Annotated in this window: 23 protein-coding genes; 13 read left to right on the top strand and 10 right to left on the bottom strand. The window is 73.8% G+C overall.

From position 1 onward, the window contains the following. Position 1 precedes the first annotated feature (1 nt). Genes kdpB through CP968_RS04800 form a run of 5 tightly spaced genes read right to left on the bottom strand, consistent with a single transcriptional unit; the run spans position 2 to position 4,858 of the window. Positions 2–2,101, bottom strand: a complete 2,100-nt coding sequence (gene kdpB / locus CP968_RS04820) for a potassium-transporting ATPase subunit KdpB (protein ID WP_150516797.1) — start codon at positions 2,099–2,101, stop codon at positions 2–4. Beyond that, positions 2,098–3,762: a potassium-transporting ATPase subunit KdpA gene (gene kdpA / locus CP968_RS04815; protein WP_150516796.1), complete on the bottom strand. Its 1,665-nt coding sequence runs from the start codon at positions 3,760–3,762 to the stop codon at positions 2,098–2,100. The genes kdpB and kdpA overlap by 4 nt, the downstream gene beginning before the upstream one ends. Positions 3,763–3,770: 8 nt before the next feature. Then, positions 3,771–3,860 (bottom strand): K(+)-transporting ATPase subunit F, encoded by a 90-nt coding sequence (gene kdpF / locus CP968_RS04810; protein WP_150516795.1) that lies wholly within the window; start codon positions 3,858–3,860, stop codon positions 3,771–3,773. Beyond that, positions 3,857–4,075, bottom strand: coding sequence for a hypothetical protein (locus CP968_RS04805; RefSeq protein ID WP_150516794.1), 219 nt, complete (start codon positions 4,073–4,075; stop codon positions 3,857–3,859). The genes kdpF and CP968_RS04805 overlap by 4 nt, the downstream gene beginning before the upstream one ends. A 21-nt stretch (positions 4,076–4,096) precedes the next feature. Continuing rightward, positions 4,097–4,858, bottom strand: a complete 762-nt coding sequence (locus tag CP968_RS04800) for a DUF4118 domain-containing protein (RefSeq protein ID WP_150516793.1) — start codon at positions 4,856–4,858, stop codon at positions 4,097–4,099. Positions 4,859–5,123: 265 nt separating this feature from the next. On the opposite strand from CP968_RS04800, the gene CP968_RS04795 reads away from it, so the two are divergent. Next, positions 5,124–6,626 (top strand): APC family permease, encoded by a 1,503-nt coding sequence (locus tag CP968_RS04795; protein ID WP_373304054.1) that lies wholly within the window; start codon positions 5,124–5,126, stop codon positions 6,624–6,626. A gap of 323 nt (positions 6,627–6,949) precedes the next feature. Here CP968_RS04795 and CP968_RS04790 read toward each other — a convergent pair whose 3' ends face one another. Continuing rightward, the gene (locus tag CP968_RS04790; RefSeq protein ID WP_150516792.1) at positions 6,950–7,300 is read right to left on the bottom strand and encodes a hypothetical protein; all 351 of its coding nucleotides are present in this window, start codon (positions 7,298–7,300) and stop codon (positions 6,950–6,952) included. A gap of 185 nt (positions 7,301–7,485) precedes the next feature. Between CP968_RS04790 and CP968_RS04785 the strand changes: the two genes are divergently transcribed. The 9 genes from CP968_RS04785 to CP968_RS04745 all read left to right on the top strand — a co-directional run bounded on the left by CP968_RS04785 (position 7,486) and on the right by CP968_RS04745 (position 15,986). Then, positions 7,486–8,403: a glutaminase gene (locus tag CP968_RS04785; RefSeq protein WP_150516791.1), complete on the top strand. Its 918-nt coding sequence runs from the start codon at positions 7,486–7,488 to the stop codon at positions 8,401–8,403. Between the two features lie 131 nt (positions 8,404–8,534). Beyond that, positions 8,535–9,314 (top strand): SDR family NAD(P)-dependent oxidoreductase, encoded by a 780-nt coding sequence (locus tag CP968_RS04780; protein ID WP_150516790.1) that lies wholly within the window; start codon positions 8,535–8,537, stop codon positions 9,312–9,314. 259 nt (positions 9,315–9,573) lie between these two features. Further along, positions 9,574–10,335: a DeoR/GlpR family DNA-binding transcription regulator gene (locus CP968_RS04775; protein ID WP_150516789.1), complete on the top strand. Its 762-nt coding sequence runs from the start codon at positions 9,574–9,576 to the stop codon at positions 10,333–10,335. A gap of 99 nt (positions 10,336–10,434) precedes the next feature. Then, complete coding sequence (locus tag CP968_RS04770; RefSeq protein ID WP_373304048.1) at positions 10,435–11,799, top strand: ABC transporter substrate-binding protein; 1,365 nt, start codon at positions 10,435–10,437, stop codon at positions 11,797–11,799. A gap of 1 nt (position 11,800) precedes the next feature. Beyond that, a complete protein-coding gene (locus CP968_RS04765) occupies positions 11,801–12,820 on the top strand; it encodes a carbohydrate ABC transporter permease (protein WP_150516788.1) in 1,020 nt (339 codons plus the stop codon). Between the two features lie 59 nt (positions 12,821–12,879). Further along, positions 12,880–13,683, top strand: coding sequence for a carbohydrate ABC transporter permease (locus CP968_RS04760; protein ID WP_229886334.1), 804 nt, complete (start codon positions 12,880–12,882; stop codon positions 13,681–13,683). Then, on the top strand, positions 13,680–14,669 hold the full coding sequence (locus CP968_RS04755; protein WP_150516787.1) for a zinc-dependent alcohol dehydrogenase family protein: 990 nt from the start codon (positions 13,680–13,682) through the stop codon (positions 14,667–14,669). The genes CP968_RS04760 and CP968_RS04755 overlap by 4 nt, the downstream gene beginning before the upstream one ends. A gap of 202 nt (positions 14,670–14,871) precedes the next feature. Beyond that, entirely contained in the window at positions 14,872–15,114 is a 243-nt protein-coding gene (locus CP968_RS04750; RefSeq protein WP_150516786.1) for a hypothetical protein, read from the top strand. 290 nt (positions 15,115–15,404) lie between these two features. Then, positions 15,405–15,986, top strand: coding sequence for a TMEM165/GDT1 family protein (locus CP968_RS04745; RefSeq protein WP_150516785.1), 582 nt, complete (start codon positions 15,405–15,407; stop codon positions 15,984–15,986). A 19-nt stretch (positions 15,987–16,005) separates the two neighbouring features. Here the strand turns inward: CP968_RS04745 and CP968_RS04740 are convergent, their stop codons facing one another. Further along, positions 16,006–16,506, bottom strand: a complete 501-nt coding sequence (locus CP968_RS04740; protein WP_150516784.1) for an ATP-binding protein — start codon at positions 16,504–16,506, stop codon at positions 16,006–16,008. A 428-nt stretch (positions 16,507–16,934) separates the two neighbouring features. Between CP968_RS04740 and CP968_RS04735 the strand changes: the two genes are divergently transcribed. Then, positions 16,935–17,096: a hypothetical protein gene (locus CP968_RS04735; protein WP_037792689.1), complete on the top strand. Its 162-nt coding sequence runs from the start codon at positions 16,935–16,937 to the stop codon at positions 17,094–17,096. A gap of 197 nt (positions 17,097–17,293) precedes the next feature. Further along, positions 17,294–18,619, top strand: a complete 1,326-nt coding sequence (locus CP968_RS04730) for a PP2C family protein-serine/threonine phosphatase (RefSeq protein WP_150516783.1) — start codon at positions 17,294–17,296, stop codon at positions 18,617–18,619. Between the two features lie 99 nt (positions 18,620–18,718). Here the strand turns inward: CP968_RS04730 and CP968_RS04725 are convergent, their stop codons facing one another. Next, positions 18,719–19,300, bottom strand: a complete 582-nt coding sequence (locus tag CP968_RS04725) for a fasciclin domain-containing protein (protein WP_150516782.1) — start codon at positions 19,298–19,300, stop codon at positions 18,719–18,721. 280 nt (positions 19,301–19,580) lie between these two features. Between CP968_RS04725 and CP968_RS04720 the strand changes: the two genes are divergently transcribed. Beyond that, positions 19,581–21,185, top strand: a complete 1,605-nt coding sequence (locus CP968_RS04720) for a molybdopterin-dependent oxidoreductase (protein ID WP_150516781.1) — start codon at positions 19,581–19,583, stop codon at positions 21,183–21,185. 3 nt (positions 21,186–21,188) lie between these two features. Here CP968_RS04720 and CP968_RS04715 read toward each other — a convergent pair whose 3' ends face one another. Continuing rightward, complete coding sequence (locus tag CP968_RS04715; RefSeq protein ID WP_150516780.1) at positions 21,189–23,339, bottom strand: MMPL family transporter; 2,151 nt, start codon at positions 23,337–23,339, stop codon at positions 21,189–21,191. Between the two features lie 130 nt (positions 23,340–23,469). After that, on the bottom strand, positions 23,470–24,354 hold the full coding sequence (locus tag CP968_RS04710) for a DUF4394 domain-containing protein (protein WP_150516779.1): 885 nt from the start codon (positions 24,352–24,354) through the stop codon (positions 23,470–23,472). Positions 24,355–24,392: the final 38 nt, after the last annotated feature.

Genomic DNA, 24,392 nt, shown 5'->3' with positions numbered 1-24,392 from the left:
ATCAGCCGATTCCGGGGATGAGGGTGATGAGGAGGTCGATGAGCTTGATGCCGATGAACGGGGCGACGAGGCCGCCGAGTCCGTAGACGGCCAGGTTGCGGCGGAGCATCCGGTCGGCGCTGGCCGGCTTGTAGCGGACGCCCCTGAGGGCGAGCGGGACGAGCGCGACGATGACGAGGGCGTTGAAGACGACGGCGGAGAGGATGGCGGACTGCGGCGAGTGCAGGCCCATGACGTTGAGCTTGTCGAGGCCCGGGTAGACCACGGCGAACATGGCGGGGATGATCGCGAAGTACTTGGCCACGTCGTTGGCGATGGAGAACGTGGTCAGGGCTCCCCGGGTGATCAGGAGCTGCTTGCCGATCTCGACGATCTCGATGAGCTTGGTGGGGTTGGAGTCGAGGTCCACCATGTTCCCGGCCTCCTTGGCGGCCGAGGTCCCGGTGTTCATGGCGACGCCGACGTCGGCCTGGGCGAGGGCGGGGGCGTCGTTGGTGCCGTCACCGGTCATCGCGACGAGCTTGCCGCCGGCCTGCTCCCGCTTGATCAGGGCCATCTTGTCCTCGGGGGTGGCCTCGGCGAGGTAGTCGTCGACGCCGGCCTCCTCCGCGATGGCCTTCGCGGTCAACGGGTTGTCGCCCGTGATCATGACGGTCTTGATGCCCATGCGGCGCAGTTCCTCGAACCGCTCGCGCATGCCCTCCTTGACCACGTCCTTGAGGTGGACGACGCCCAGAACCCGGGCGCCCTTCGCGTCCTCGACGGCCACCAGCAGCGGGGTGCCGCCGGCTCCGGAGATCCGGTCGGCGAGCACGCCGGCGTCCTCGGACACCCGCCCGCCGCGTTCCCGTACCCACGCGATGACCGAACCGGCCGCGCCCTTGCGGGTCTTGCGGCCCTCGACGTCCACGCCCGACATCCGGGTCTGCGCGGTGAAGGCGATCCACTCGGCGTGCGCCAGGTCGCCCTGGTGGCGCTCCCGCAGTCCGTACTTCTCCTTCGCCAGGACGACGATGGAGCGCCCCTCGGGGGTCTCGTCCGCGAGCGACGACAGCTGGGCGGCGTCGGCCAGTTCGGCCTCGGTCACGCCCGTGACCGGGACGAACTCCGCGGCCTGGCGGTTGCCGAGGGTGATGGTGCCGGTCTTGTCGAGGAGCAGCGTGGAGACGTCACCGGCGGCTTCGACCGCCCGCCCGGACATGGCCAGGACGTTGCGCTGGACCAGGCGGTCCATGCCGGCGATGCCGATCGCGGAGAGCAGGGCGCCGATGGTGGTGGGGATCAGACAGACGAGCAGTGCGGCCAGCACGATCAGCGACTGCTCGGCGCCCGCGTAGACCGCGAAGGGCTGGAGGGTGACGACGGCCAGCAGGAAGACGATCGTGAGGGACGCGAGGAGGATGTTCAGCGCGATCTCGTTCGGCGTCTTCTGCCGGGCCGCGCCCTCGACGAGGGCGATCATGCGGTCGATGAAGGTCTCGCCGGGCTTCGTCGTGATCTTGACGACGATCCGGTCGGAGAGGACCTTGGTGCCGCCGGTGACGGCGGAGCGGTCGCCGCCCGATTCGCGGATGACGGGGGCCGATTCGCCGGTGATGGCGGACTCGTCGACGGAGGCGACGCCCTCGACGACGTCGCCGTCGCCGGGGATGACGTCACCGGCCTCGCAGACGACCAGGTCGCCGATGCGCAGCGCGGTGCCGGGCACCCGCTCCTCCGTCCGGCCGCTGAGCCGGCGGGCGACGGTGTCGGTCTTGGCCTTGCGCAGCGTGTCGGCCTGGGCCTTGCCGCGGCCCTCGGCGACGGCCTCGGCCAGGTTCGCGAAGATCGTGGTCAGCCACAGCCAGGCCGTGATCGCCCAGCCGAACCAGTCCGTCGGGTCCGCGGCCGCCAGCACCGTGGTGACGACCGAGCCGATGAGCACGACGAACATGACCGGCGACTTGATCATGGTGCGCGGGTCGAGCTTGCGCACCGCGTCCGGGAAGGACCTGATCAGCTGCTTCGGGTCGAACAGGCCCCCGCCGACCCGGCCGGCGGCGGGCTGGTGCCCCGTGGGCAGGTCGTCGTGCGGGGCTCGGGTCGGGGTGATGGTGCTCATGAGGCGAGCCCTTCGGCAAGCGGACCCAGCGCGAGGGCCGGGAAGTAGGTGAGGCCGGTGACGATGAGGATCGTGCCGACGAGCAGCCCCGCGTAGAGCGGCTTGTCGGTGCGCAGCGTGCCCGCCGTGGCCGGGACCGGCTGCTGTTCGGCGAGCGAGCCGGCCAGAGCCAGGACGAAGACCATGGGCAGGAAGCGGCCCAGGAGCATGGCGATGCCGATGGTGGTGTTGAACCACTGGGTGTCGGCGTTCAGGCCGGCGAAGGCGGAGCCGTTGTTGTTCGCGCCCGAGGTATAGGCGTAGAGGATCTCGGAGAAGCCGTGCGCGCCGGGGTTGGCCATCGAGTTGCCCGGGGTGGGCAGGGCCATCGCGGCGGCGGTGAAGCACAGCACGAGCGCCGGGGTGACGAGGATGTAGCAGGCGGCGAACTTGATCTGGCGGGTGCCGAGCTTCTTGCCGAGGTACTCGGGGGTGCGGCCCACCATCAGGCCCGCGAGGAACACCGCGATGACCGCCATGATCAGCATGCCGTAGAGGCCGGAGCCGACGCCGCCGGGAGCGATCTCGCCGAGCTGCATGCCCAGCAGGGTGATGCCGCCGCCGAAGCCGGTGTAGGAGGAGTGGAAGGAGTTGACCGCGCCGGTCGAGGTCAGCGTGGTCGCCACGGCGAAGAGGGAGGACCCGGCGACGCCGAACCGGGTCTCCTTGCCCTCCATCGCCCCGCCGGCCGCCTGGAGCGCGGGCCCCTGGTGGGCGAACTCGGTCCACATCATCAGCGCGGTGAAGGCGAGCCAGATGGTCGCCATCGTCGCGAGGATCGCGTAGCCCTGCCGCAGGTTGCCGACCATGCGGCCGAAGGTGCGGGTCAGCGCGAAGGGGATCAGCAGGATCAGGAAGATCTCGAAGAGGTTCGTGAACGGGGTGGGGTTCTCGAACGGGTGCGAAGAGTTGGCGTTGAAGTAGCCGCCGCCGTTCGTGCCCAGCTCCTTGATGACCTCCTGCGAGGCGACCGCACCACCGTTCCACTGCTGCGTACCGCCCAGGAACTGGCCGACCTCGTGGATCCCGGCGAAGTTCTGGATCACGCCGCAGGCCACCAGCACCAGTGCGCCGACCACGGAGATCGGCAGCAGGATGCGGACCGTGCCGCGGACCAGGTCGGACCAGAAGTTGCCGAGCTCGCCGGTGCGGGAGCGCGCGAAGCCCCGTACGAGGGCCACCGCGACGGCCATGCCGACGGCCGCGGAGACGAAGTTCTGCACCGCCAGGCCGCCGGTCTGCACGACGTGGCCCATGGCCTGCTCGCCGTAGTACGACTGCCAGTTGGTGTTCGCCACGAACGACGCGGCGGTGTTGAAGGCCTGGTCGGGGTCGATCGACACGAAGCCGAGCGAGCCGGGCAGGCTGCCCTGGAGGCGCTGGAGGGCGTAGAGGAAGAGGACGCTCACGGCCGAGAAGGCGAGGACGGAGCGCAGGTAGGCGGGCCAGCGCATCTCGGCCGCCGGGTTGGCGCCGATGGCCTTGTAGATCCACTTCTCCGGTCTGTAGTGCTTCTCGGAGGAGTAGACCCGGGCCATGTGGTCACCGAGCGGACGGTACGCCAGGGCGAGCGCGGCTATCAGCGCGAGCAACTGGAGCACACCAGCGGTTACGGGGCTCATGTCGGCGCTCAGAACCTCTCCGGGTACACGAGGGCGAGGATCAGGTAACCCAGCAGGGAGACGGCCACGAGCAGGCCGACGATGTTCTCGACGCTCACAGCTTGGTCACCCCCTTGGCGATGAGGGCCACCAGCGCGAAGACCGCGACCGTGGTGACGACGAAGGCCAGATCGGCCATCGTGAGCTCCTGGATGAAGTGAAGAGATGGAATCGGCCGGTGTGGCCGATGTAGAGCAAACCCCGAGCTCAGCCGGGTGCTAAGCCCTTTTGACGGGCTCCATACGGGCACGGCGGATCTCTTGACGGGGTCCATACGCGACCCCGCCCGGGCGGCTCAGCCGCGGTGCGTCAGCCCCGCCGTGTCCAGGGCGGCCCCGGCCTGCGCGGCGAGGGCGACGGCCACCAGACGGGCCTGCCGCGAGGGGAGCGGGCCGGGCTCCGGCACGAGGAGGAAGCGGCCGTAGTAGTGGCCGCCGCCGATCGCCCGCAGCTCCACCTCGCCGTCCGGCCACCGGTCGGGCCAGAAGGCGGCCCCGGCCGCGCCCCGCTCCAGCCCGAGCCACAGGTTGCCATCGTGCTCCAGCCGCGGCAGCCGACCGACGAGGGAGCCGTACGCGAAGCGGCAGTCGCGCAGCCCCAGCAGGCCCACGAGCTCGCGGCGCACGTGCTCGACCACGGCGTCGGGGGAACCACCGTCCTCGGCGAGCCGGGCCGTGCCCTCCAGCAGCGACAGGTCGGCCGTGTCCGTGAGCACGGTGCCGCGCAGGCGCCGGGTGCGCACGGCGAGCCGGGAGACGGCCAGGCCGACGACCAGCAGCAGGACGGCCGTCAGGACGTCTCCCCGGTCGGCGACGGCGAAGTGCCCGTAGGGCCGGGTGAGGAAGAAGTCGAACCAGGCGGCCGCCGAGAGCGCGGCCAGCGCCGCGGACTCCCGGGTGCCGAGGGCGGCGACGGCCACCACGGCCACCACGAGGACCAGGGCGGCGTTCGAGGGCGCGAGGCCGGTGCGCACCGGTACGAGCGCGAGCGCCGCGAGGAACGGGACCACGAGGGCCGCGACCAGGGCGGTGGGACGGTGGAACCGGCGACCGGACATCCGATGCCTCCTGCGGCGGACCTCGCGCGTGGCCCGGGCCGGACCCCGCACCGCACACCTCCAGCCTGCCCCGCCCGGCCGCCGGGGGGAGGGAGACCGCGGTCTTTTGACGCGCTCCCTACGGCCGCCGCGGTCGCGCCGTACGGAACGCGTGAAGGGCGGGAGGGCGGGCGTATGGAGGGCGCCAAGACCGCCGGACCCGCAGCCCCGCGGCCCCGATGCTGTCCCTCGACTCGGACACAGGGGAGGAACCGGCACCATGGCCATGCAGACGGGCGAGCCCACGACGACGGCACCGGGAGGACGCGCGGGCACCGGCGACGGCGCGGGCAGCGGCGCAGGCAGCGTTGCAGGCACAGCAGCCGGCACCGGCACGTGCCCGGCCGCCGCCCGCGCCCCGGAGCCCACCGGCACCGGGGCGGGGGACCGGCACAGGCTCACCGCGCTCCAGGGGCTGGCCGCGCTCGCTCTGGACGCGATGGCCTCCGTCGCCTACGGGCCGGAGGCCGTGGTCCTGGTGCTGGCCGCGGCCGGCGCCCACGGGATGGGGTACGCCCTGCCCGTCACGCTCGCCGTCGCCGCGCTGCTGACCGTCCTGGTGGCCTCCTACCGGCAGGTCATCGCCGCCTTCCCCGACGGCGGCGGGTCGTACGCCGTGGCCGCGAAGCACCTCGGACGACGGACCGGCCTGGTGGCGGCCGCCTCCCTGGTCCTCGACTACGTCCTGAACGTCGCCGTCTCCGTCACCGCCGGCGTGGCCGCCCTGACCTCGGCCTTCCCCGGGCTGTACGACGATCGGATCGGGCTCTGCCTCGGCGTCCTGACCCTGGTCACCGCCCTCAACCTGCGCGGCATCGTCGACTCCGCCAGGGCCTTCCTGCTGCCCACCGCCGTGTTCGTCGGCTCGATCCTCGCCATGATCGCGGTCGGGCTGCTCCGGGACGGCCCGGTGGGCGCCGCGTCCGCCGCCGTCCCGGCCGGGGACGCCCTCGGCGACGGGGCGGGAGCCGTCGGCGCGCTGCTGCTGCTGAAGGCGTTCGCGGCCGGCTGCTCCGCACTGACGGGCGTCGAAGCCGTGGCCAACGCCGTGCCGTCCTTCCGCGCCCCGGCCGCCCGCCGCGCGCAGCGCACCGAGGTGGCGCTCGGCGCACTGCTCGGGGTGATGCTGATCGGCCTGTCGGTCCTCATCGGGCGCTTCCACCTCCAGCCGGTCGAAGGCGTGACCGTCCTCGCCCAGATCGCGGACGCCTCCTTCGGGCACGGGACGGCCTTCTACGTCGTCCAGTTCGCCACCATGCTGCTGTTGGCGCTCGCCGCGAACACCTCCTTCGGCGGACTGCCGGTCCTGCTGGGCCTGCTGGCCCGCGACCGCTACCTGCCGCACCTCTTCGCCCTCAAGACCGGCCGAGAGGTGCACCGTTACGGAGTGCTCGCCCTCGCCGCGGTCTCCGCGGTCCTGCTGGCCGCCTCCGGCGGCGACACCAACACCCTCGTGCCGCTCTTCGCGATCGGCGTGTTCGTCGGGTTCACCCTCTGCCAGACCGGCATGGTCCGGCACTGGCGGGCCGAGCGGACCGGCCGCTGGCGCGCGAAGGCCGTACTGAACGGCTCCGGGGCGCTGCTCACCGGGACCGCGGCCGTCGTCGTCACCGCGACCAGGTTCACCGAGGGCGCCTGGCTGGTCGTCCTCGCCCTGCCGCTGCTCGTCCTCGGCTTCGAGCGGGTCCACCGCGCCCACCGCCGGGCCGGCGCCCGGCCGCCGCGGTAGGCGTCGGCGCCGAACGGGCCGTGCGCGGGGCGCGGTTGCGGCGCCGTCCGCAGCCGTCGGCCGCCGCCCCGCGCCGGGCGGGCGGGCCGAGCGCACGGCTCCCGCCGTCGCGGTGCGTGACGCCGCGTACGGCCGTCGAAACGTGCCGGGTGCGGCGCCGGGCGGGTTCCGGTCTTTGTTTCGGGGGCGTTGCCGGTCCCCGGGTCCCGGCGTGCTCCGCCGGCCCCGCGCCGGCCCCGTTCCCGGCCGTGCCGCCGCGTCCGGTCGGGGTGTCGAAGGAGGTCCGACGGCGGCCGAGTTCGGCGTCCGTATACGACCGGGGGTCAGCCGGTCCACCGCCGGGCGGCGAACGGGTCGCGGGGCGGCCAGGCGGCCGCGCGGAGCGCGGCGATGGCCTGGAGCGTGCCGCACGTCCGGCCGGCCGCCAGCCCCTGCGGAGTACGCAGGTCCCACAGGCCCGTGTCGCCGGGCTCGGCCGTGCCGAGCAGGAGCGGGCGGGTGATGTCGGTGATGTCCTGGATGACCACCGCCTCCTCGCGGCGCAGGACGCTGTAACTGCGGCCCATGCACTTGAAGACCTCGGGCCTGGTGAGGATCTCCGACAGTTCGAGTGTCCGGGTGCCCGCCGTGCCGGACCCGGTGACTTCGTCCGTGCCGGGCGTAAGTCCCAGCATGCCGCCTCCACTACTCAAAGTAGGTACATCGCAACGTATTGTAGCCACACCGGAATGGCTGGTACCGCCCCCTTGTGTGGCTCCCGCGAACCGGTTCCCTTCCGGGCCGCGTCTTCTCGGGCGCATCCTGAACGGTGGCCGATCCGAGGGTGGGACGTGGCGGGGCGGGGGCGGCGCACATGTGCATGGTGCCGGATTACGAGGTGCTGTTCGAGCAGGTCACCCGTGCGGTGGGGCCGGTTCTGGGGGGTGGGCAGGTGGCCGATTACATCCCCGCGCTGGCCCGTGTGGACCCCGCGCGGTTCGGTTTCGCCGTGGCGGACCTGGCCACGTGCACGTGTGGCACAGGGGACTGGAAGGTCCCGTTCTCCATCCAATCCATTTCCAAAATCTTTACCCTGGCACTGGTTCTGGCGGTGGACGGCGACGCGCTGTGGAACCGCGTGGGCAAGGAGCCCTCGGGGGCTCCCTTCAACTCCTTCGCCCAACTGGAGCGGGAGCGCGGCATCCCCCGCAACCCCTTCGTCAACGCGGGTGCCCTCATCGTCACCGACCGGCTGCTGACCCTGACCGGCGACGCCCGGACCGCCCTGCGCGAGTTCCTGCGCGCCGAAAGCGGGAACCCGGACGTCGACTTCGACGCCCGGGTGGCCGAATCCGAACAGCGGCACGGCCACCGCAACTCGGCCCTCGCCCATCTCCTGGCCGACCTGGGAAGACTGGACAATCCCGTCGAAGCCGTCCTCGAACACTACTTCTGGCAGTGCTCCCTGACGATGAACTGCCGGGACCTGGCGCGCGCCGCGGGCTTCCTGGCCCGGCACGGCCTGCGCGCCGACCACAGCCGCCTGCTCACCCGCAGCGAGGCCAAGCGCGTCAACGCGGTCATGCTCATCGGCGGCACCTACGACGCCGCCGGCGAATTCGCCCACCGCGTCGGCCTCCCCGCCAAGAGCGGTGTCGGTGGCGGCATCGTCGCCATCATCCCGGGGCGCTGCACCCTGTGCGCCTGGGGCCCGGCGCTGGACGGGCACGGCAACTCCCTCGCCGCCGTCACGGCCCTGGACGCCTTCACCACCCTCACCGGCTGGTCCATCTTCTGAACCCGAGCGGGTGCCGGCGGGCGGGTCTCCCGGCCGCACGCGTCTTCGCTCCGCACAGTGGGTGTCTGACGGCCGGTCCGCCGGTGGCCCGCTGCCGGGGCACCGGCCGGCCTCCGAGAGGAAGAAGGGCCATGAGCAAGCTCGCACTCGTCACCGGAGCCACCTCCGGCATCGGCAGGGCCTACGCCGAGCGGCTGGCCGGCACCGGCCACGACCTGATCGTCGTCGGCCGCCGCGAGGACCGGCTGGAGGCGTTCGCCGCGGACCACCCCGAGGTCGGGGTCCGCGTCCTGGCCGCCGACCTGTCCACCGACGACGGTGTCGACGCCGTCGCCGCGGTCTGCGCGGCGGAGCCGCTGAACATGCTGGTCAACAACGCGGGCGTCGCGCACTACATGCCCCTGGCCGAACTCCCGGCCGACAAGGCGCGCGAACTGGTCCACGTGAAGGTCGTCGCCCCCACCCTGCTCGCCCGGGCCGCCGTGGCGGGCATGCGGGACCGCGGTGCGGGCGCCCTCGTCAACGTCGCCGGCATGATCGCCTTCAGCGGCCCGGCCCCGAGCTCGGTGATGCCCCGCCGCGCCGTCTACGCGGGCACGCTCGCCCACCTCGTCGCCATGACCCAGGCGCTCGCCGCGGAACTCGAAGGCACCGGCGTCGCGGTGCAGGTGGTGTGCCCCGGCGTCGTCGCCACCGAGTTCCACGAGCGCCAGGGCCTCGACCTGAGCGCCGTCCCCCGCATGTCCGCAGACGACGTGGTCACCGCGGGCCTGCGCGGTCTGGAACTCGGCGAGGTCGTCACCGCCCCGGGCGTGGAGGACGCCGCCCTGCTCGACGCCGTCTTCCGCGCCGACCTCGCGGCCTTCGGGGGGCAGAGCCCCCGGCTCGCCACCCGCTACCAGGGCGGCTGAACCCGCCTGCCCGCACCGCGGACCGCCGCGCCGTTCGCACGACACGGAGCCCCTCGACCCCCCGGACGGGCATCCGGTTCCCGGGCCGGCGGTGAAAGGCCCTGGTCGGCGGTGGTCGCGGGGTGCGGGAAACGGGCCGAGGCGGGCGGGTACCCGTGGGACTCGGGCAGGCTGCGCGCGAGGCGTCGCGGGTATAGAACCTGGCAGGCCCATGCGGGCGGCGGACGCCCGAACGGGCGCGGGAGGGCGGGGCATCGGCATGCGGGCGGAGGAACGGCACCAGAGGCTGCTGGCCTGGGCGAGGAGTGAGGGTCGCGTCGAAGTGGCCTCGATCGCGCGGGAGTTGGGGGTGGCGGTCGAGACCGTGCGGCGCGACCTGAGCGGGCTGGAGCGCCGCGGACTGGTGCGGCGCACCCACGGCGGGGCCTACCCGGTCGAGAGCGCCGGCTTCGAGACCGACCTCGCGCGCCGGGGCACCCTGCACGTGGAGGACAAGCGGCGGATCGCGGCGGAAGGGGTGCGGCTGCTCGGCGGGGCGGAGACGGTCTTCGTCGACGAGGGCCACACGCCGCGGCTGCTCGCGTCGCTGCTGCCCGCCGACCGGCCGCTGACGGTGGTCACGGCCTCGCTCCCGACGGCCGCCGCCCTCGCCGGGTCGCCGAACACCACGGTGCTGCTGCTGGGCGGCCGGGTGCGGACGCCGACCCCGGCCACCGCCGGCTCGTGGGCCGCGGCCATGCTCTCCGGATTCGTGATCGACCTGGCGTACATCGGGTCCGACGGCATTTCGCGGGAGTCCGGCCTCACCACCCCCGACCCGGTGGTGGCCGACGTGAAGGCCAAGGCGCTGGAGGTGTCGCGGCGCCGCGTGTTCCTCGGCCACCACGGCAAGTTCGGGGCCGGCGGTTTCTGCCGCTTCGCCGAGGTCGCCGACTTCGAGGCGATCGTCACCGATACCGGACTGGCCGCGGCCGAGGCCCACCGCTACTCCCTCCTGGGGCCCCGGATCATCCGGGTCTGAGCCGCCCGCACCCCCGGTCCGTGCGCCCCGTCATGGATCGAACTGGCATGCGCATGACGCAACCGGCACAGCAGCCGACGTATCGGAAGGACCACCGCCGTGACGAACCGGACGTACCCGAGGGGCGCCGCCCGCGCCTGCGCCCTCCTGCTCTGCGGCTCCCTGCCGGTGGCGTGCGCGGGCGCCGGCGGCGGATCGGCCACCGACCCGCAACAGCACGCGATCAACGTCCTCATGGTCAACAACCCGCAGATGGCCGACCTTCGGAGGCTGACCGCCGAGCACTTCACCCGCCAGACCGGCATCAAGGTCAACTTCACCCTCCTGCCGGAGAACGACGTGCGCGACAAGATCAGCCAGGACTTCTCCGGCCAGGCCGGACAGTACGACGCGGCGACCATCAGCAACTACGAGACGCCGATCTACGCCGCGAACGGCTGGCTCGCCCCCCTCACCGAACGGGCCCGCGCCGACACGGAGTTCGCCCAGGACGACATCCTGCCGCCCATCCGGGACTCCCTGACGGTGGACGGCCGGATCTACGCGGAGCCCTTCTACGGGGAGTCGTCCTTCCTGATGTACCGCAAGGACGTGCTCGCCGATCGCCACCTCGCCATGCCCGAACACCCCACCTGGCAGCAGGTCGCCGACCTGGCGGCGGCCACCGACGGCGCACGGCCCGGCATGAAGGGCATCTGCCTGCGCGGACAGCCCGGTTGGGGCGAGCTGACCGCCCCCCTGACCACCGTCGTGAACACCATGGGCGGCACCTGGTTCGACAAGGACTGGAACGCACGGCTCGACAGCCCCGAGTTCGCGCGCGCGGTCGGCTTCTACGTCGACCTGGTACGGGCGCACGGCGAGGCGGGCGCGCCCCAGGCCGGCTTCACGGAGTGCCTGAACGACATGAGCCAGGGCAGGGTGGCCCTGTGGTACGACGCCACCTCGGCCGCCGGCGCACTGGAGGCCGAGGGCTCACCGGTGGCCGGGAAGATCGGCTACGCCCCCGCCCCCGTCGAGAAGACCAACGCCTCGGGCTGGCTCTACACCTGGGCCTGGGGCATGCAGAAGGCCGGCAAGCACCAGGACGACACCTGGAAGTTCATCTCCTGGGCCTCCGGCGCGCGCTACGAGACCCTCGTCGGCGAACAGCTCGGCTGGTCCCGGATCCCGGCGGGCAAACGCGCCTCCACCTACGCCGACCCCCGCTACCTCAAGGCGGCGTCCGCCTTCGCCGCCGCGACCAAGGACGCCATCTCCTCCGCCCGGCCGCTGGACCCGGGCGTCCAGCCCCGCCCGGCACCGGGCATCCAGTTCGTCGGCATACCCGAGTTCACCGCCCTCGGCACCCAGGTGTCCCAGCAGATCAGCGCCGCCATCGCGGGCCGCACCAGCGTCGCCGACGCCCTGCGCACCGGGCAGGAGCGCGCCGCCGCGGTCGGCGCCGCCCGCCGGGGGCGCTGACATGGCCGCACCCTCCGACGCCCGCCCGGCCGGCGCCGCCGCCGAACGAGGGACGCCGGGCCCGCCGCCCGGCCACCCGGCCCGCACCGCGCACGGCGCCCGTACCGCGCGCACCGCCCGACCGGTCCAGGGCCGCGCCGCCGCCCGGTCCCGGCGCGCCCCGCTGCTGCCCGCCCTGGTCTTTCTGATCGCCGTCACCCAACTGCCCTTCGTCGGCACGCTGGTGATCTCCTTCATGCGCTGGAACGCCCTCGCACCCGACGACCGCGGCTTCGGCGGCCTCGACAACTACCGGGCCGCCTTCACCGACCCCGACCTGCGCGCCGCGCTGCTCACCACCGTCGTCCTCACGGCCGTCGTGGTCCTGGTGAGCCTGGCCCTCGGGCTCGGACTCGCGCTGCTCCTCGACGGCCCCTTCCGGGGCCGCGGGCTGGTCCGCACCATGATCATCACCCCGTTCCTGGTCGTCCCCGCCGCGGCCGCCCTGCTGTGGAAGCACGCCCTCTACAACGCCTCGTACGGCCTGCTGAACGGCTCGCTGACCTGGCTGTGGGCGCTCTTCGGCAGCGACGCGGCCCCGCAGCCCGACTGGATGTCCTCGGTGCCCCTGGTCGCCGTCGAGGTGTCCCTGATCTGGCAGTGGACCCCGTTCATGACGCTCATCCTGCTCGCCGGACTCCAGAGCCGCTCCCCGGACACCGTCGAGGCGGCCCGGGTGGACGGAGCCGGGAGCCGGCAGGTCTTCCGCCACCTCACCTTCCCGCACCTGCGCCGCTACCTGGAACTGTCCGCCCTGCTCGGCAGCATCCACGTCGTCCAGAACTTCGACGCCGTCTTCACCCTCACCTCGGGCGGCCTCGGCACCGCCAACCTGCCCTACACCGTCTACGCGACCTTCTACCAGGCGCACGACTACGGCCGGGCCTCCGCGGAGGGCGTGATCGCCGTCGTCTGCACGATGGTCATCGCCACCTTCGCGCTGCGTACGGTGTCGTCGCTGTTCAAGGAGGCGAACGCGTGAAGCCCCCACGCGGCCCGGCCGGACGGGCCCGACGACACCCCCTCGCGCCGCGCCGGTACCTGCGGGGCCTGACCGCCTGGTGCTGCGGCCTCATCTTCTTCCTGCCCTTCGCCTGGATGGTGCTGACCTCCCTGCACGCCGAGCCGGACGCCGCCACCAACCCGCCCGCCTGGGGCGCCCCGCTCACCCTCGACGGCTACCGCGCGTTCTTCGGAGCGGCCGACGGCGCCGCCCCGTGGCCGCCCCTGCTCAACTCGCTCACCGCCAGCACGCTCTCCACCGCCCTCGTCCTGCTCCTCGCCGTCCCGGCCGCGTACGCCCTGTCCATCCGGCCCGTCCGCAAGTGGACCGACGTCCTCTTCTTCTTCCTCTCCACGAAGATGCTGCCCGCCGTCGCCGGCCTCCTGCCCGTCTACCTCATCGCGCGCAACACCGGCACCCTCGACACCGTCTGGCTGCTCGTCGTCCTCTACACCTCGATGAACCTGCCGGTCGCGGTGTGGATGATGCGCTCCTTCCTCGCCGAAGTCCCGGTCGAGATCATCGAAGCCGCCTCCATCGACGGCGCGGCGCTCCCCACCGTTCTGCTGCGCATCGTCGCCCCGGTCGCGGCGCCCGGCATCGCGGCCACCGCGCTGATCTCCTTCATCTTCAGCTGGAACGAACTCCTCTTCGCCCGCGTGCTCACCGGGGTCGTCGCCGGCACCGCCCCCGTCTTCCTCACCGGATTCGTCACCAGCCAGGGCCTCTTCCTGGCGAAGGTGTGCGCCGCAGCCGCCTGCGTGTCCCTGCCCGTGCTCGTCGCCGGATTCGCCGCCCAGGACAAGCTGGTCCAGGGCCTGTCCCTGGGAGCCGTCAAGTGAAAGCAGCCGTGATCCACGCACCCGGAGCCGTGTCGGTCGAGACGGTCCCCGACCCCGCCCCCGGCCCCCGGGACGTCGTCGTCCGCGTCGCGGCCTGCGGACTGTGCGGCACCGACCTGCACATCCTCCGGGGCGAGTTCGCCCCCAGCCTGCCCCTGGTCCCGGGCCACGAGTTCGCCGGGGAGGTCGTCGCCACGGGCCGCGAGGTCACCGCACTGCACCCCGGCGACCGGGTCGCCGTCGACCCCTCGCTCTACTGCAACGAGTGCCGCTACTGCCGGGCCGGCCGCAACAACCTGTGCGAGCGCTACGCGGCGATCGGCGTGACCACCTCCGGCGCGGCGGCCGAGTTCGCCGTCGCCCCGGCGGCCAACTGCGTCCGGCTCCCCGACCACGTCCGCACCGAGGACGCCGTCCTCGTCGAGCCGCTGTCCTGCGCCGTCCGGGGCTACGACGTGCTGCGCGCCCCGCTGGCCAGTCATGTGCTCATCTACGGCGCGGGCACCATGGGACTGATGATGCTCGAACTGGCCAAGCGGACCGGAGCGGCCACGGTGGACGTCGTGGACCTCAACCCCGACCGGCTCCGGGCCGCCCGCGCACTGGAGTGCACCGGGGCCGCCGCTGCCGCCGCCGAGTTCGAGCGCCCGTGCGGCTGGGACGTGGTCATCGACGCCACCGGCAGCCAGTCCGCGATCCAGGACGGCATCGGCCGCGTCGCCCGCGGCGGCACCTACCTCCAGTTCGGCGTGGCCGACTACGCGGCCCGCGCCACCATCGAGCCGTACCGCATCTACAACCAGGAGATCACCATCACGGGATCCATGGCCGTCCTGCACAGCTACGAACGCGCCGCCGACCTCTTCGCCGCGGGCGTGCTCGACCCCGACTTCTTCATCAGCGACCGCCTCCCCCTCACCGAGTACCCGCACGCCCTCGACCGGTTCCGGGCCGGCCGCGGCCGCAAGATCGTGGTCGTACCGTGAACCGCGGCCCGTGACCACCGCCCGCGAGGCGCACACCGCCGCCCGTCGCGGCCCGCACGCGCGCGCGATCCGGCCGAAGACCGCCCGCGCACCGGGACACGCCGTCGCATCCGGCCAATCACCCCCGACCGGCCTTGCCGCCCCCGGAGCCCCGTGCGAGGTTGCCGGCGTAGGCAGGACCGGACCACAGGGAGGGGACCACATGCGCACCAGGATCTGGGCCGTCGGACTCGCACTCGGCGCCGTCGTACTGGCCGGCGGCGCCACGACCGCCGTCGCGGCGGGCCCGGCCGGGGTCGCGCCCGCCGCGACGGCTCCGGCCGGGCCCGTCCTCATCGGGTACTACGACACCCTCGACGCCTGCTTCGCGGCCGGCCAGGAGATCGTCGGCGAGCACGCCTGCGTCCGCAAGGGCGCCAGGTGGGCGCTGTACGTCTACCCGTAGCGGCCAGCCGCCTTCCGGGCCCCCGGAGGGGCCCGGAAGGCGGCTGGTAGGCTGGGAACAGCGAAGGGGAGTAGTCCCGAAAACCGCTGGTCGACATACTGGGCGTCCTTGGACGCCCCGGCCACCGGGCCGCCGCACACTGTGCGGGGCGGACGAGACCTTCGGCCAAGGCATGACCAGGTCCGCACCTCCGGTGCGGTCCGCTCCGTCGTGCCGGGCCGAGTGGTTCTTCCCGTCGCCTTCTGGGTGTCGTGCGAGCTGACGGCCCGGCCCCAGCAGAAAGCAAGGGAATGACCTTCGACCCCCTGGCGCTCATCACCGCCTTCGGGCTGATCTTCCTCGCGGAACTCCCCGACAAGACCATGTTCGCCTCGCTGGCCATGGGCACCCGGATGCGTCCGCTGTACGTGTGGTTCGGCACCTCGACCGCGTTCATCGTGCACGTCGCCATCGCCGTCGGCGCCGGAAGCCTGCTCGGCATGCTCCCGGACATCGCCGTCAAGCTCGTCTCGGCGGCCCTGTTCGCCTTCGGCGCGTTCGTCCTGCTGCGCAGCGGCGGCGACGACGACGAGGAGGGCGCCGCCAAGACCGTCACCGGTTTCTGGCCCGTCTACACCACTGCTTTCATGGCCGTCTTCATCAGCGAGTGGGGCGACCTGACCCAGATCACCACGGCCAACCTCGCGGCCACCAACGGCTGGCTGCCCACGGCCATCGGCTCCGCCCTCGCGCTGATGTCGGTCTCCGCCCTCGCCCTGCTCGTCGGCCGTTTCATCGCCCAGCGCGTTCCGCTCAAGAACGTGCAGCGCATCGGCGCGGCCTGCATGGCCGTACTGGCCGTCTGGACCCTCGTCGAGGCCTTCACCGGCTGACGCGTGCGGGGTGCGGCGCTCAGACCAGCGGAAGCACGGTGGTGATCGTCTTTCCGCTGCCGTGGCCGCTGACGTCGACGTGCGCGGCGAGCCGCCGGACCAGGGCCCAGCCGTAGCCGCCCACGTGGCCCACCGTGTCCTGGTCGCGCAGGACGGGCCCGTGGGGGTTGTTGTCGCCGACGGCCAGGTGCAGCGCGCCGTCCCTGATCTCGGGGCGGAAGTGGGTCAGGCCGTCGCCGTGCCGCAGGGCGTTGGTGACGAGCTCCGAGGTGATCAGGAGCGCGTCGGCGGCGGTGACGGTGTCGAGGCCGACGCCGGCGGCGTCCAGCAGCTCGCAGACGGCGGCGCGGGCCGCGGCGGCCGTGACCGGCGGGCCGGTGCCGGCTCCCGGCGCGGGCGCCGAGGGCGACGCGGGGGGCGCGGCGCCGGCGCGGGTGGTCGACGGGTCCGTCGTCGGGTGGCCGCGGTCCTCTCCGAGGGCGGAGCCGCGGGTGTCATCGGCTGTGGGAGACGGGTTCATACCTTCACCGCCTGCCCCCGGTCGCCCCGGACATGCCGGGGTACGCCGTTTCGACGGCGGGGGGTGCGGGCGTTGCTCGGCGTCATCGCCATCTCCAGGCTGTCGGTCGTGCGCGAGGCCGGTCCCGTCCCGATCGCCTCGAACCGTCGGCGCACCGCCCGTGGGACGGGGCGCTCAGGACGATGCTCCTCCTTTCCGGGCCGCCGCCGCACCCGAGCCGGCGGAAGAGACCCGTACGCGCACCAATCCGTCCGCGGGCGGACTCCGAATGAAGACGCGAGGGGCTCTTGGAACCGGCCCCCACCTCCACCGTCGGGGCGCGGCAGGGCCGCGCCCCGACGGGCCCGGCGCCCTCCGGGGAAATGCCGACGGCTCGTACGCATGGTCGATGGGCGAGGGGGCACCAGGTTGCTCGGAGGTTGATAATCATGGTTCCCCTGCTTCTCGTTCTTCTGCTCGCCCTGATCCTCTTCGGTGCCGGTTTCGCGGTGAAGATCCTCTGGTGGGTCGCCATCGCCGTGCTGGTGCTGTGGCTGATCGGTTTCGTCGCCCGTCCCAAGGGCGGCAGCGGCCGCTGGTACCGCTGGTAGACGGGATTTCCGTCCGCGGTGGATCGTCGTGGGGTCCGTCCCGTTCCGGGGCGGGCCCCACCTCTCTGAGCCCGCCGCGTCCGGGCCGGGGCCGCCGCGCGGGCGGACCGCATACTGGTGCCGGGCGGTCGTCGCACGCGGGTCCGGCGGGGCCGCGCGGCGGGCGACGGCCGACGGCAGGGGACGGCAGGAGTGCAGTGAACAGCAGTGAGCGCGTCGCGTTCCCCGGCGGTGTGCGGGCGGACGGACTTCCGGCGGCCCTGTCCGACCCCGTGCGGCTGGCGGCGGTCAGGGCGACCGGGCTCCTCGACACCGGGCGCGAGGAGGCCTTCGACGACCTGGCGCAGATGGCAGCGGCCACGACCCGCAGCGGACGCGCGTTCATCACCCTCGTCGACGGCCGCCGGTCCTTCTGGAAGGCGAGCGTCGGGCTGGAGGGCGACGCGGCCGGCGAGCGGCAGAACCCCGTCGAGGAGAGCTTCTGCGCCTTCCTGGTCGGCCTGGCGGGGGAGCCCCTCGTCGTCGAGGACGCCGCCGCCGACCCGCGGACCCGCGCGCACCCGTCGGTGGCGCCGATGAGGATCGGTGCGTGGGCGGGCTACCCGATCATGTCCCCGGACGGCGAGGTCCTGGGCAGCATGTGCGTCATCGACGACGGCCCGCGCCGCTGGACCCCCGCCGAGCTCTCCTCCCTGTCCACGATGGCCCGTGCGGTGGGCAACGAGATCAACCTCAGGGCCGCACTGCAACGGGCCGAGAGCGCCCTGACCGCCTCCCGCGACCTGGCGCGCAGCCTCCAGGACAGCCTGCTGCCGCCCTCCCTTCGGCCGGTGCCCGGCCTCGACGCCGCGGCCAGCTACCTCCCCGCCAGCGGCGACGCCGGAGTGGTGGGCGACTTCTACGACCTCTTCCAGGCCCGCGGCCCGTGGTGGACCGCCGTGATGGGCGACGTCTGCGGCAAGGGGACCGAGGCCGCCAAGGTCACCGCACTGGCCCGCTACACCCTGCGCGCCGACGCCGGCGAGCACCTGTCGCCCGCCGTGGTCCTGGACCGGCTGAACACGGCGATGCGCGCCCAGCGCGCCCCGCGGTTCCTCACCGCGGTCCACGCCACCTTCCGCCGGACCGCGAGCGGGATGGCGGGCCGGCTCTGCCTGGCCGGGCACCCGCCCGCCCTGATCCGCCGGGCGGGCGGCCGGGTCCAGCAGCTCGGCCGGGCCGGCATGCTGCTCGGGGTCTTCGACGCGGTCCGCCTGGCCGACGTCCGCTTCCGGCTCGGCCCCGGCGACCTCCTGCTCCTCTACACCGACGGGGCCTGCGAAGCCCGCCCCGATCCCACCGCTCCGGGAGCGCCGCGCGATATGTTCGGCGAGGCCGACCTGATCCGCACCCTGGCCGGCACCGACGGCCTGGACAGCGCCGCCACCATCGCCCGGATCACCGACACCCTGGCCGCCCACCACGGCGGCTGGGCCAGCGACGACACCGCGCTGCTGGCCCTGCGGGTACCGCCCGGCCCCTGACGGCGAAGCGCTGCGCGCGCACGCCGCGGTGCCGCGCGCACGGGGCGCGCGGCACGGTGGACGGGAACGGTGGACGGGAACGGTGGACGGCCGGCCGGGTCACATGGGCGGGCTGAGCACCGTGTCGATGACGTTGACCGTCGCGTTGGCGGTCTGGACGTCACCGCAGACGATCTTCGCCTTGCCGTTGACGGTGTAGGAACCGCCCGATCCCGCCGTGCTCAGGGTGGCGCCTTCCAGGGTCTTGAAGGACCCCTTGGCGAGCTGCTTCGGTGTGATCTTCTCGCCGACCACGTGGTAGGTGAGGACCTTGGTCAGTTCGGCCTTGTCGCCCAGGAGCTTGGCCAGGTCGGCCTTCGGGATCTTCGCGAACGCCTGGTTGGTCGGGGCGAACACGGTGATGCCCTTGGCGTTGTTCAGGGTGTCGACCAGGCCGGCCTTCTTGACGGCCGTGACCAGCGTGGACAGGGCCGGGTTGTGGGAGGCGGCCGTCGCCACCGGGTCCTTGGCCATGCCGGCGAGGCTGCCGGAACCGTCCTTGGGGACCGACGCGCAGGCCGGGCCGTAGGGGTCCGCGGTGTGGCTGTCGGCGAACGCCGGGGCTGCCACGCCCAGGGCGACGGGAAGTGCGAACGCGACGGCCGCGAACGCGGCGGAGCGGCGGATGCGGTGCGTGGTCATGTGTCTCCTCCTCCTGGAGGGCGGGCCCGACGGGGCTGACCCGTGGTGGGGGCCCGCTCGTCCCCGAGATGGCGGTGCGGGAGGAGGGGCACCCGCCGGTCCGGTGCGGTGAGCACGGCCGGGGATTCCTCCCCTCGACCCTTCATTCGGCGCGGTACGACGAGACGATGGGTAGAGGAACGTACGAAAAGTGATGGAACGGTAAATAACCCCCGCGCCCCGGCGTCGCCTCCGCGGGGTGATCGCGCGGTGGACCCATCCGGCGGCCGGGGCACGCCGAATGCAGGCCGTGAGAATCAACCGAAGGACCGTCACGCGCGGCGCGCTCGCCGCGGCGAGCGGCCTGCTCGCCGGATACGCGGCCCTGGCCGTCGGCGAGCTGGCGGCATCCCTGATCAGGCCGCAGGCCGGGCCGGTGACCGTGGTCGGCGGCGCGGCCATCGACCTCACTCCGGCGTGGTTGAAGGACTACGCGATCCGCACGTTCGGCGAGAACGACAAGCTGGTGCTCCAGCTCGGCATCCTCGCCACGATCGGCCTGCTGGCCGCGGCGCTCGGCCTGTTCGCCCTGCGCCACCGCCGGGCCGGCGCCGCCGGTGTGCTGGTCTTCGGCGTGGTGGGCGCGGTCGCCGCGCTGGGCAGGCCGGACGCCGCCGGCGCGCCGGACGTCCTGCCGTCGATGCTGGGCGCCGTCGCGGGGGCCTTCGTCCTGTACCTCCTGGCCGGCCGGCTGACCGCTCGGCGGGTCCCCGGCGAGCCGGGCCCGGACCGGCCGTCCCACGAGGGGCCCACCGGCTGGGACCGGCGCGGATTCCTGGTCACCGCCGGGGTCACCGCCCTGGCCGCCACCGGCGCCGGAGCCCTCGGCCGGACCCTGACCGGCCGCAGCGGCCAGGGCGCGGTCGCCTCCCGCGCGGCCGTCACGCTCCCGGCCCCGGCGTCGGCCGCGGCCGCGATCCCCGCCCGCGCCGCCCTGCGCGTCCCCGGGATCAGCCCGTTCACCACCCCGAACAAGGACTTCTACCGCGTGGACACCGCCCTGGTGGTCCCCAAGGTCGACGCCGACACCTGGCGGCTGCGCATCCACGGCAAGGGCGTCTCCCGGCCCCGGACCTACACCTTCCAGGACCTGCTCCAACGGCCCCTGATCGAGCGGGACATCACGATGACCTGCGTGTCCAACGAGGTCGGCGGCCCGTACGTGGGCACCGCCCGCTGGCTCGGGGTGCGCCTGGCCGACCTGCTGCGCGAATGCGGGGTCGAGCCGCCGTCCCGCGGCGGCCCCGCCGACCAGCTGGTCGCGCGGTCCGTGGACGGCATGACCCTCGGCAGCCCCGTCGAAGACCTGCTGGACGGCCGCGACGCCATGCTCGCGGTCGGCATGAACGGCGAACCCCTCCCCTTCGACCACGGCTTCCCGGTGCGCATGCTCGTCCCCGGCCTGTACGGCTACGTCTCCGCCTGCAAGTGGATCGAGGACATCGAGCTCACCACCTTCGCCGACTACGACCCGTACTGGGTCAAGCGCACGTGGGCGCAGAAGGCGCCGATCAAGACCCAGGCCCGCATCGACACCCCCAAGCCCTTCGCCCAGGCCGCCGCGGGCACCGTCATGGTCGCCGGCGTCGCGTGGGCCCAGCACCGCGGCATCGAGCGGGTCGAGGTACGCATCGACGACGGGCCCTGGCAGGAGGCCCAGCTCGCGGAGCAGGCCACCACGGACACCTGGCGCCAGTGGTCCTACCCCTGGAAGACCACCCCCGGCGGCCACAACCTCACCGTCCGCGCCACCGACGCCACCGGCCAGGTGCAGACGGAGCAGCGCGCCCGCACCATCCCCGACGGGGCCAGCGGCTGGCACAGCGTCTTCGTCACCGCCACGTAGCGCCTACGGGGCCTTGGCGGGTGCGTGCGGGACCCGCGGGCCCACCAGGCCCCGCGCGGCGGTGGCCGCACCCGTGTCCGCGGCCAGCGGGCGGGGCCACCAGGCGCGGGGGCCGAGGTCGGTGACGAGCGCGGGGACGAGGAACAGCCGGACGAGGAGGGTGTCCAGCAGCACCCCGACGGCGACGACCGCCCCGATGTGGACGAGGTACACCAGCGGCATGACCGTCAGCGCGGCGAAGGTCGCCGCGAGCACCACGCCCGCCGAGCTGATGACGCCGCCGGTGGACACCAGCCCCCGCCGGACACCGGCCGGGGTGCCGTGCAGCAGGGCCTCCTCGCGGACCCGGTGCATGAGGAAGATGTTGTAGTCCACGCCGAGGGCGACGAGGAAGACGAACGCGTAGAGCACGATCACCGGCTCGGTGTCCGCGGAGCCGGTGACCCAGCGCAGGAGGACGGCGCAGACGCCCAGGGCCGCCAGGAACGTGACCGCCACACCGAGCACCAGCAGCACGGGCAGGAGCAGGCAGCGCAGCAGCAGGGCGAGGACCAGCAGCACGGCGAGGAGCACCGCCGGCATGATCACGAGCCGGTCGCGCGCCGAGGTGGCCTGCGCGTCGTGGGCCTGTGCGGCCTGGCCCCCGACCCGCGCGTGCGCCCCGGGCACCGCGCGCACCGCCGCGCGCAGTCCGGCGACGGTCCGCTGCGCGGCGGCGCCGTCCGCCACGTCCGTCAGGGTCACCGCGATCCGGCCGTCCGGCCCGGCGAGCACGTCGGCCGCCGCCACCCCGGGCGTACGGGCGGCGGCCGTACGGACCGCGTCGAGGCGGGCCGGGTCGGCGAGGACGAGGGCGGGGTTGCCCAGGCCGGCGGGGAAGTGCCGGGCCAGCGCGGCCTGCCCGGCCACGGACGGAGCGGTCGGCGGGAGCGCCCGGTCGAGGGGGACGCCGCCCGCACTCAGCAGCGGGGAGAACGCGGCGCCCGCGACGAGCGCGGCCAGCGCGAGCGCCCAGGTGCGGCGCGGGCGCCGGGCGATCAGGGCCGCGATCCGCTGCCACGACCGCGATCCCTCGACGCCGACGCCGACGCCGACCCCGTCGCCGATGCCGACGCCGACGCGGCGGGGCCAGAACGCCGCGGGGCCGAGCAGCACGAGGGCCGCGGGCAGGAAGGTCAGCGAGCTCAGCAGCGCGGCGGCCATGGCGACGGCCCCGGCCGGGCCGAGGGCGCGGTGCGCCGGCAGGTCGCTGAGCAGCAGCGTCAGCAGTCCGAGGGCGACCGTGGCCGCGCTGGCCGCGACGGGCCCCACCGATCGGCGCCGGGCCACGCGCATCGCCTCGCGGACGGCCGCGCCGCGGTCGAGCTCCTCCCGGTAGCGGGCCGTCAGCAGCAGTCCGTAGTCCGTGGTGGCTCCGATGACCAGCACGAAGAGGATGCCCTGGACCTGGCCGTCGACGGGCAGCGCCCGCCACCGGGCGAGCGCGTAGAGGCAGGCGCAGGCCACGGCGAGCGCGAGGACGGACGTGGTGATCACCAGCAGCGGCAGCACCGGGCTGCGGTAGACGAGCACCAGGATCAGCAGCACCGCCACCAGGGCCACCAGGAGCAGCCGGCCGTCGACCCCCTCGAACACCCCGTCCAGATCGGCCCGCACGGCGGCGGGTCCGGCGAGTTCGACCCGCGTCCCCGGCACCCGGGCGGCCGCCGCGCGCACGTCGTCCAGGGTGCGCGCGAGCGCGGGGCCCGGGCCGGGCCTGACCTGGAGCACGGCCGCCGCGGCGGGTGCGCCGCGCGCGGGCAGGACCGGGGTCCGGTCACCGACGAGGCGGTCGCGGCCCCGCAGGGAGGCCAGCGCCGCGGTGGCCCCGGCCGCGATGCGGTCCCCGTCCGCGCTGCCTGGACCGGGCCCGGCCGCGGTCCACACCACCACGAGCGGCAGGGGGCCGTCCGGCGGGGACACCGCCTCCACCGCGCGGGCGACCTCGGTGGACTCGGCGCCCCGGGGCAGCAGGGCGGACGGCTGGGTGCCCGCGAGGCCGCCGAGCCCCGAGACGGCCGGAGCCGCGAGGCAGGCGGTGAGCAGCCAGCCGGCCACCACGAGCAGCGGGCCGAGCAGGGCCGGGGTGCGGAGCGGTCGGAGCGGACGAAGCACGCGTTCTCCCCGTGGACGGGCGTGGAGGCCCCGGCAGCCCGGTCGCGGGGCTGGCGGCGGCCGCGGAGCACGGCGGCCCGGCGTGCGGTGGGCCGGTCCGCCGAACGGCCCACCGCACGCCGGGCCGCGGTCAGTTCTGGTTCAGCGGCAGCGCGAGGTCGGTGACCTGCCGGTCCTTCGGGAAGGCGCCGAGGTCGCGGGCGGCTCCGGTGAGCAGGTTGATCCCGTAGAGCCGGAAGGCGCCGCCGGTGCGGAGCACGGCGAAGCCCTGGTTCGTGCCCTGCTTCGGCGAGAAGTAGATGTCGAAGCCGGCGTCCGGGCCCGCGTCCACGCCGAGGTTGCCGGTGGGGGCGAGCGTCCCGGCGTTGGCCGGGGACTGCAGCGACACCCGGTCGGCGCCGGTGTCGATGTCGAACAGCGAGGTCGCGGTCGCCGGGTTCAGGTCGTTGTCGGTGTACGCGGCCGCGCTCACGCCCTTGGCGGTCGACGGGGGAGCGGTGGGGTTGGTCAGGGCGCCGTCGGCGGTGGTGCCGAGGGGGGCCGCGGCGTCGTCGAGGTTGTGGCGCAGGTTCTGGCCGGTGTCGCTGATGACGCGCAGCCGGTTCGCGGCCGGGTTGAAGTCCACGCCGAACCGCGCGCCGGACAGGGCGACGGTGAGCTGGGAGACCTTCACGGCCTTGGCGTCGGTGGTGCCGAGGGTGTAGACACCGCCCTTGTCGCCGACGCCGTACAGCTTCTCGTTCTGCACCCGGAAGTCGATGCCGACGAGCCTGGTGTCCCCGCTGAGCCCCGAGACCCTGCCGATGGGCACGGTCCGGCCCGGCCGGTCCACCGTGAACTCCACGAGGCGCTGGTTCGAGGTGAGGCCGATCGCGGTCAGCGCGGTGCGCGCCGTGCGGTCGCCGTCCATGGCGGGGCCGGCGCCGAAACCGCCGTCCGCGGCGGCCAGGACGGGCGCGGACAGGGCCGCGGCCACGGCGATGGACACGGCGACGGTCGTCTTGCGTGTGCGCATGATGCTCCCCGGGTGGTGTGCTGTCCCGACGCGTTCGC

The organism is Streptomyces subrutilus, assembly GCF_008704535.1.
GTDB lineage: Bacteria > Actinomycetota > Actinomycetes > Streptomycetales > Streptomycetaceae > Streptomyces > Streptomyces subrutilus.
This window is presented reverse-complemented; position numbering and strand designations above follow the sequence as displayed.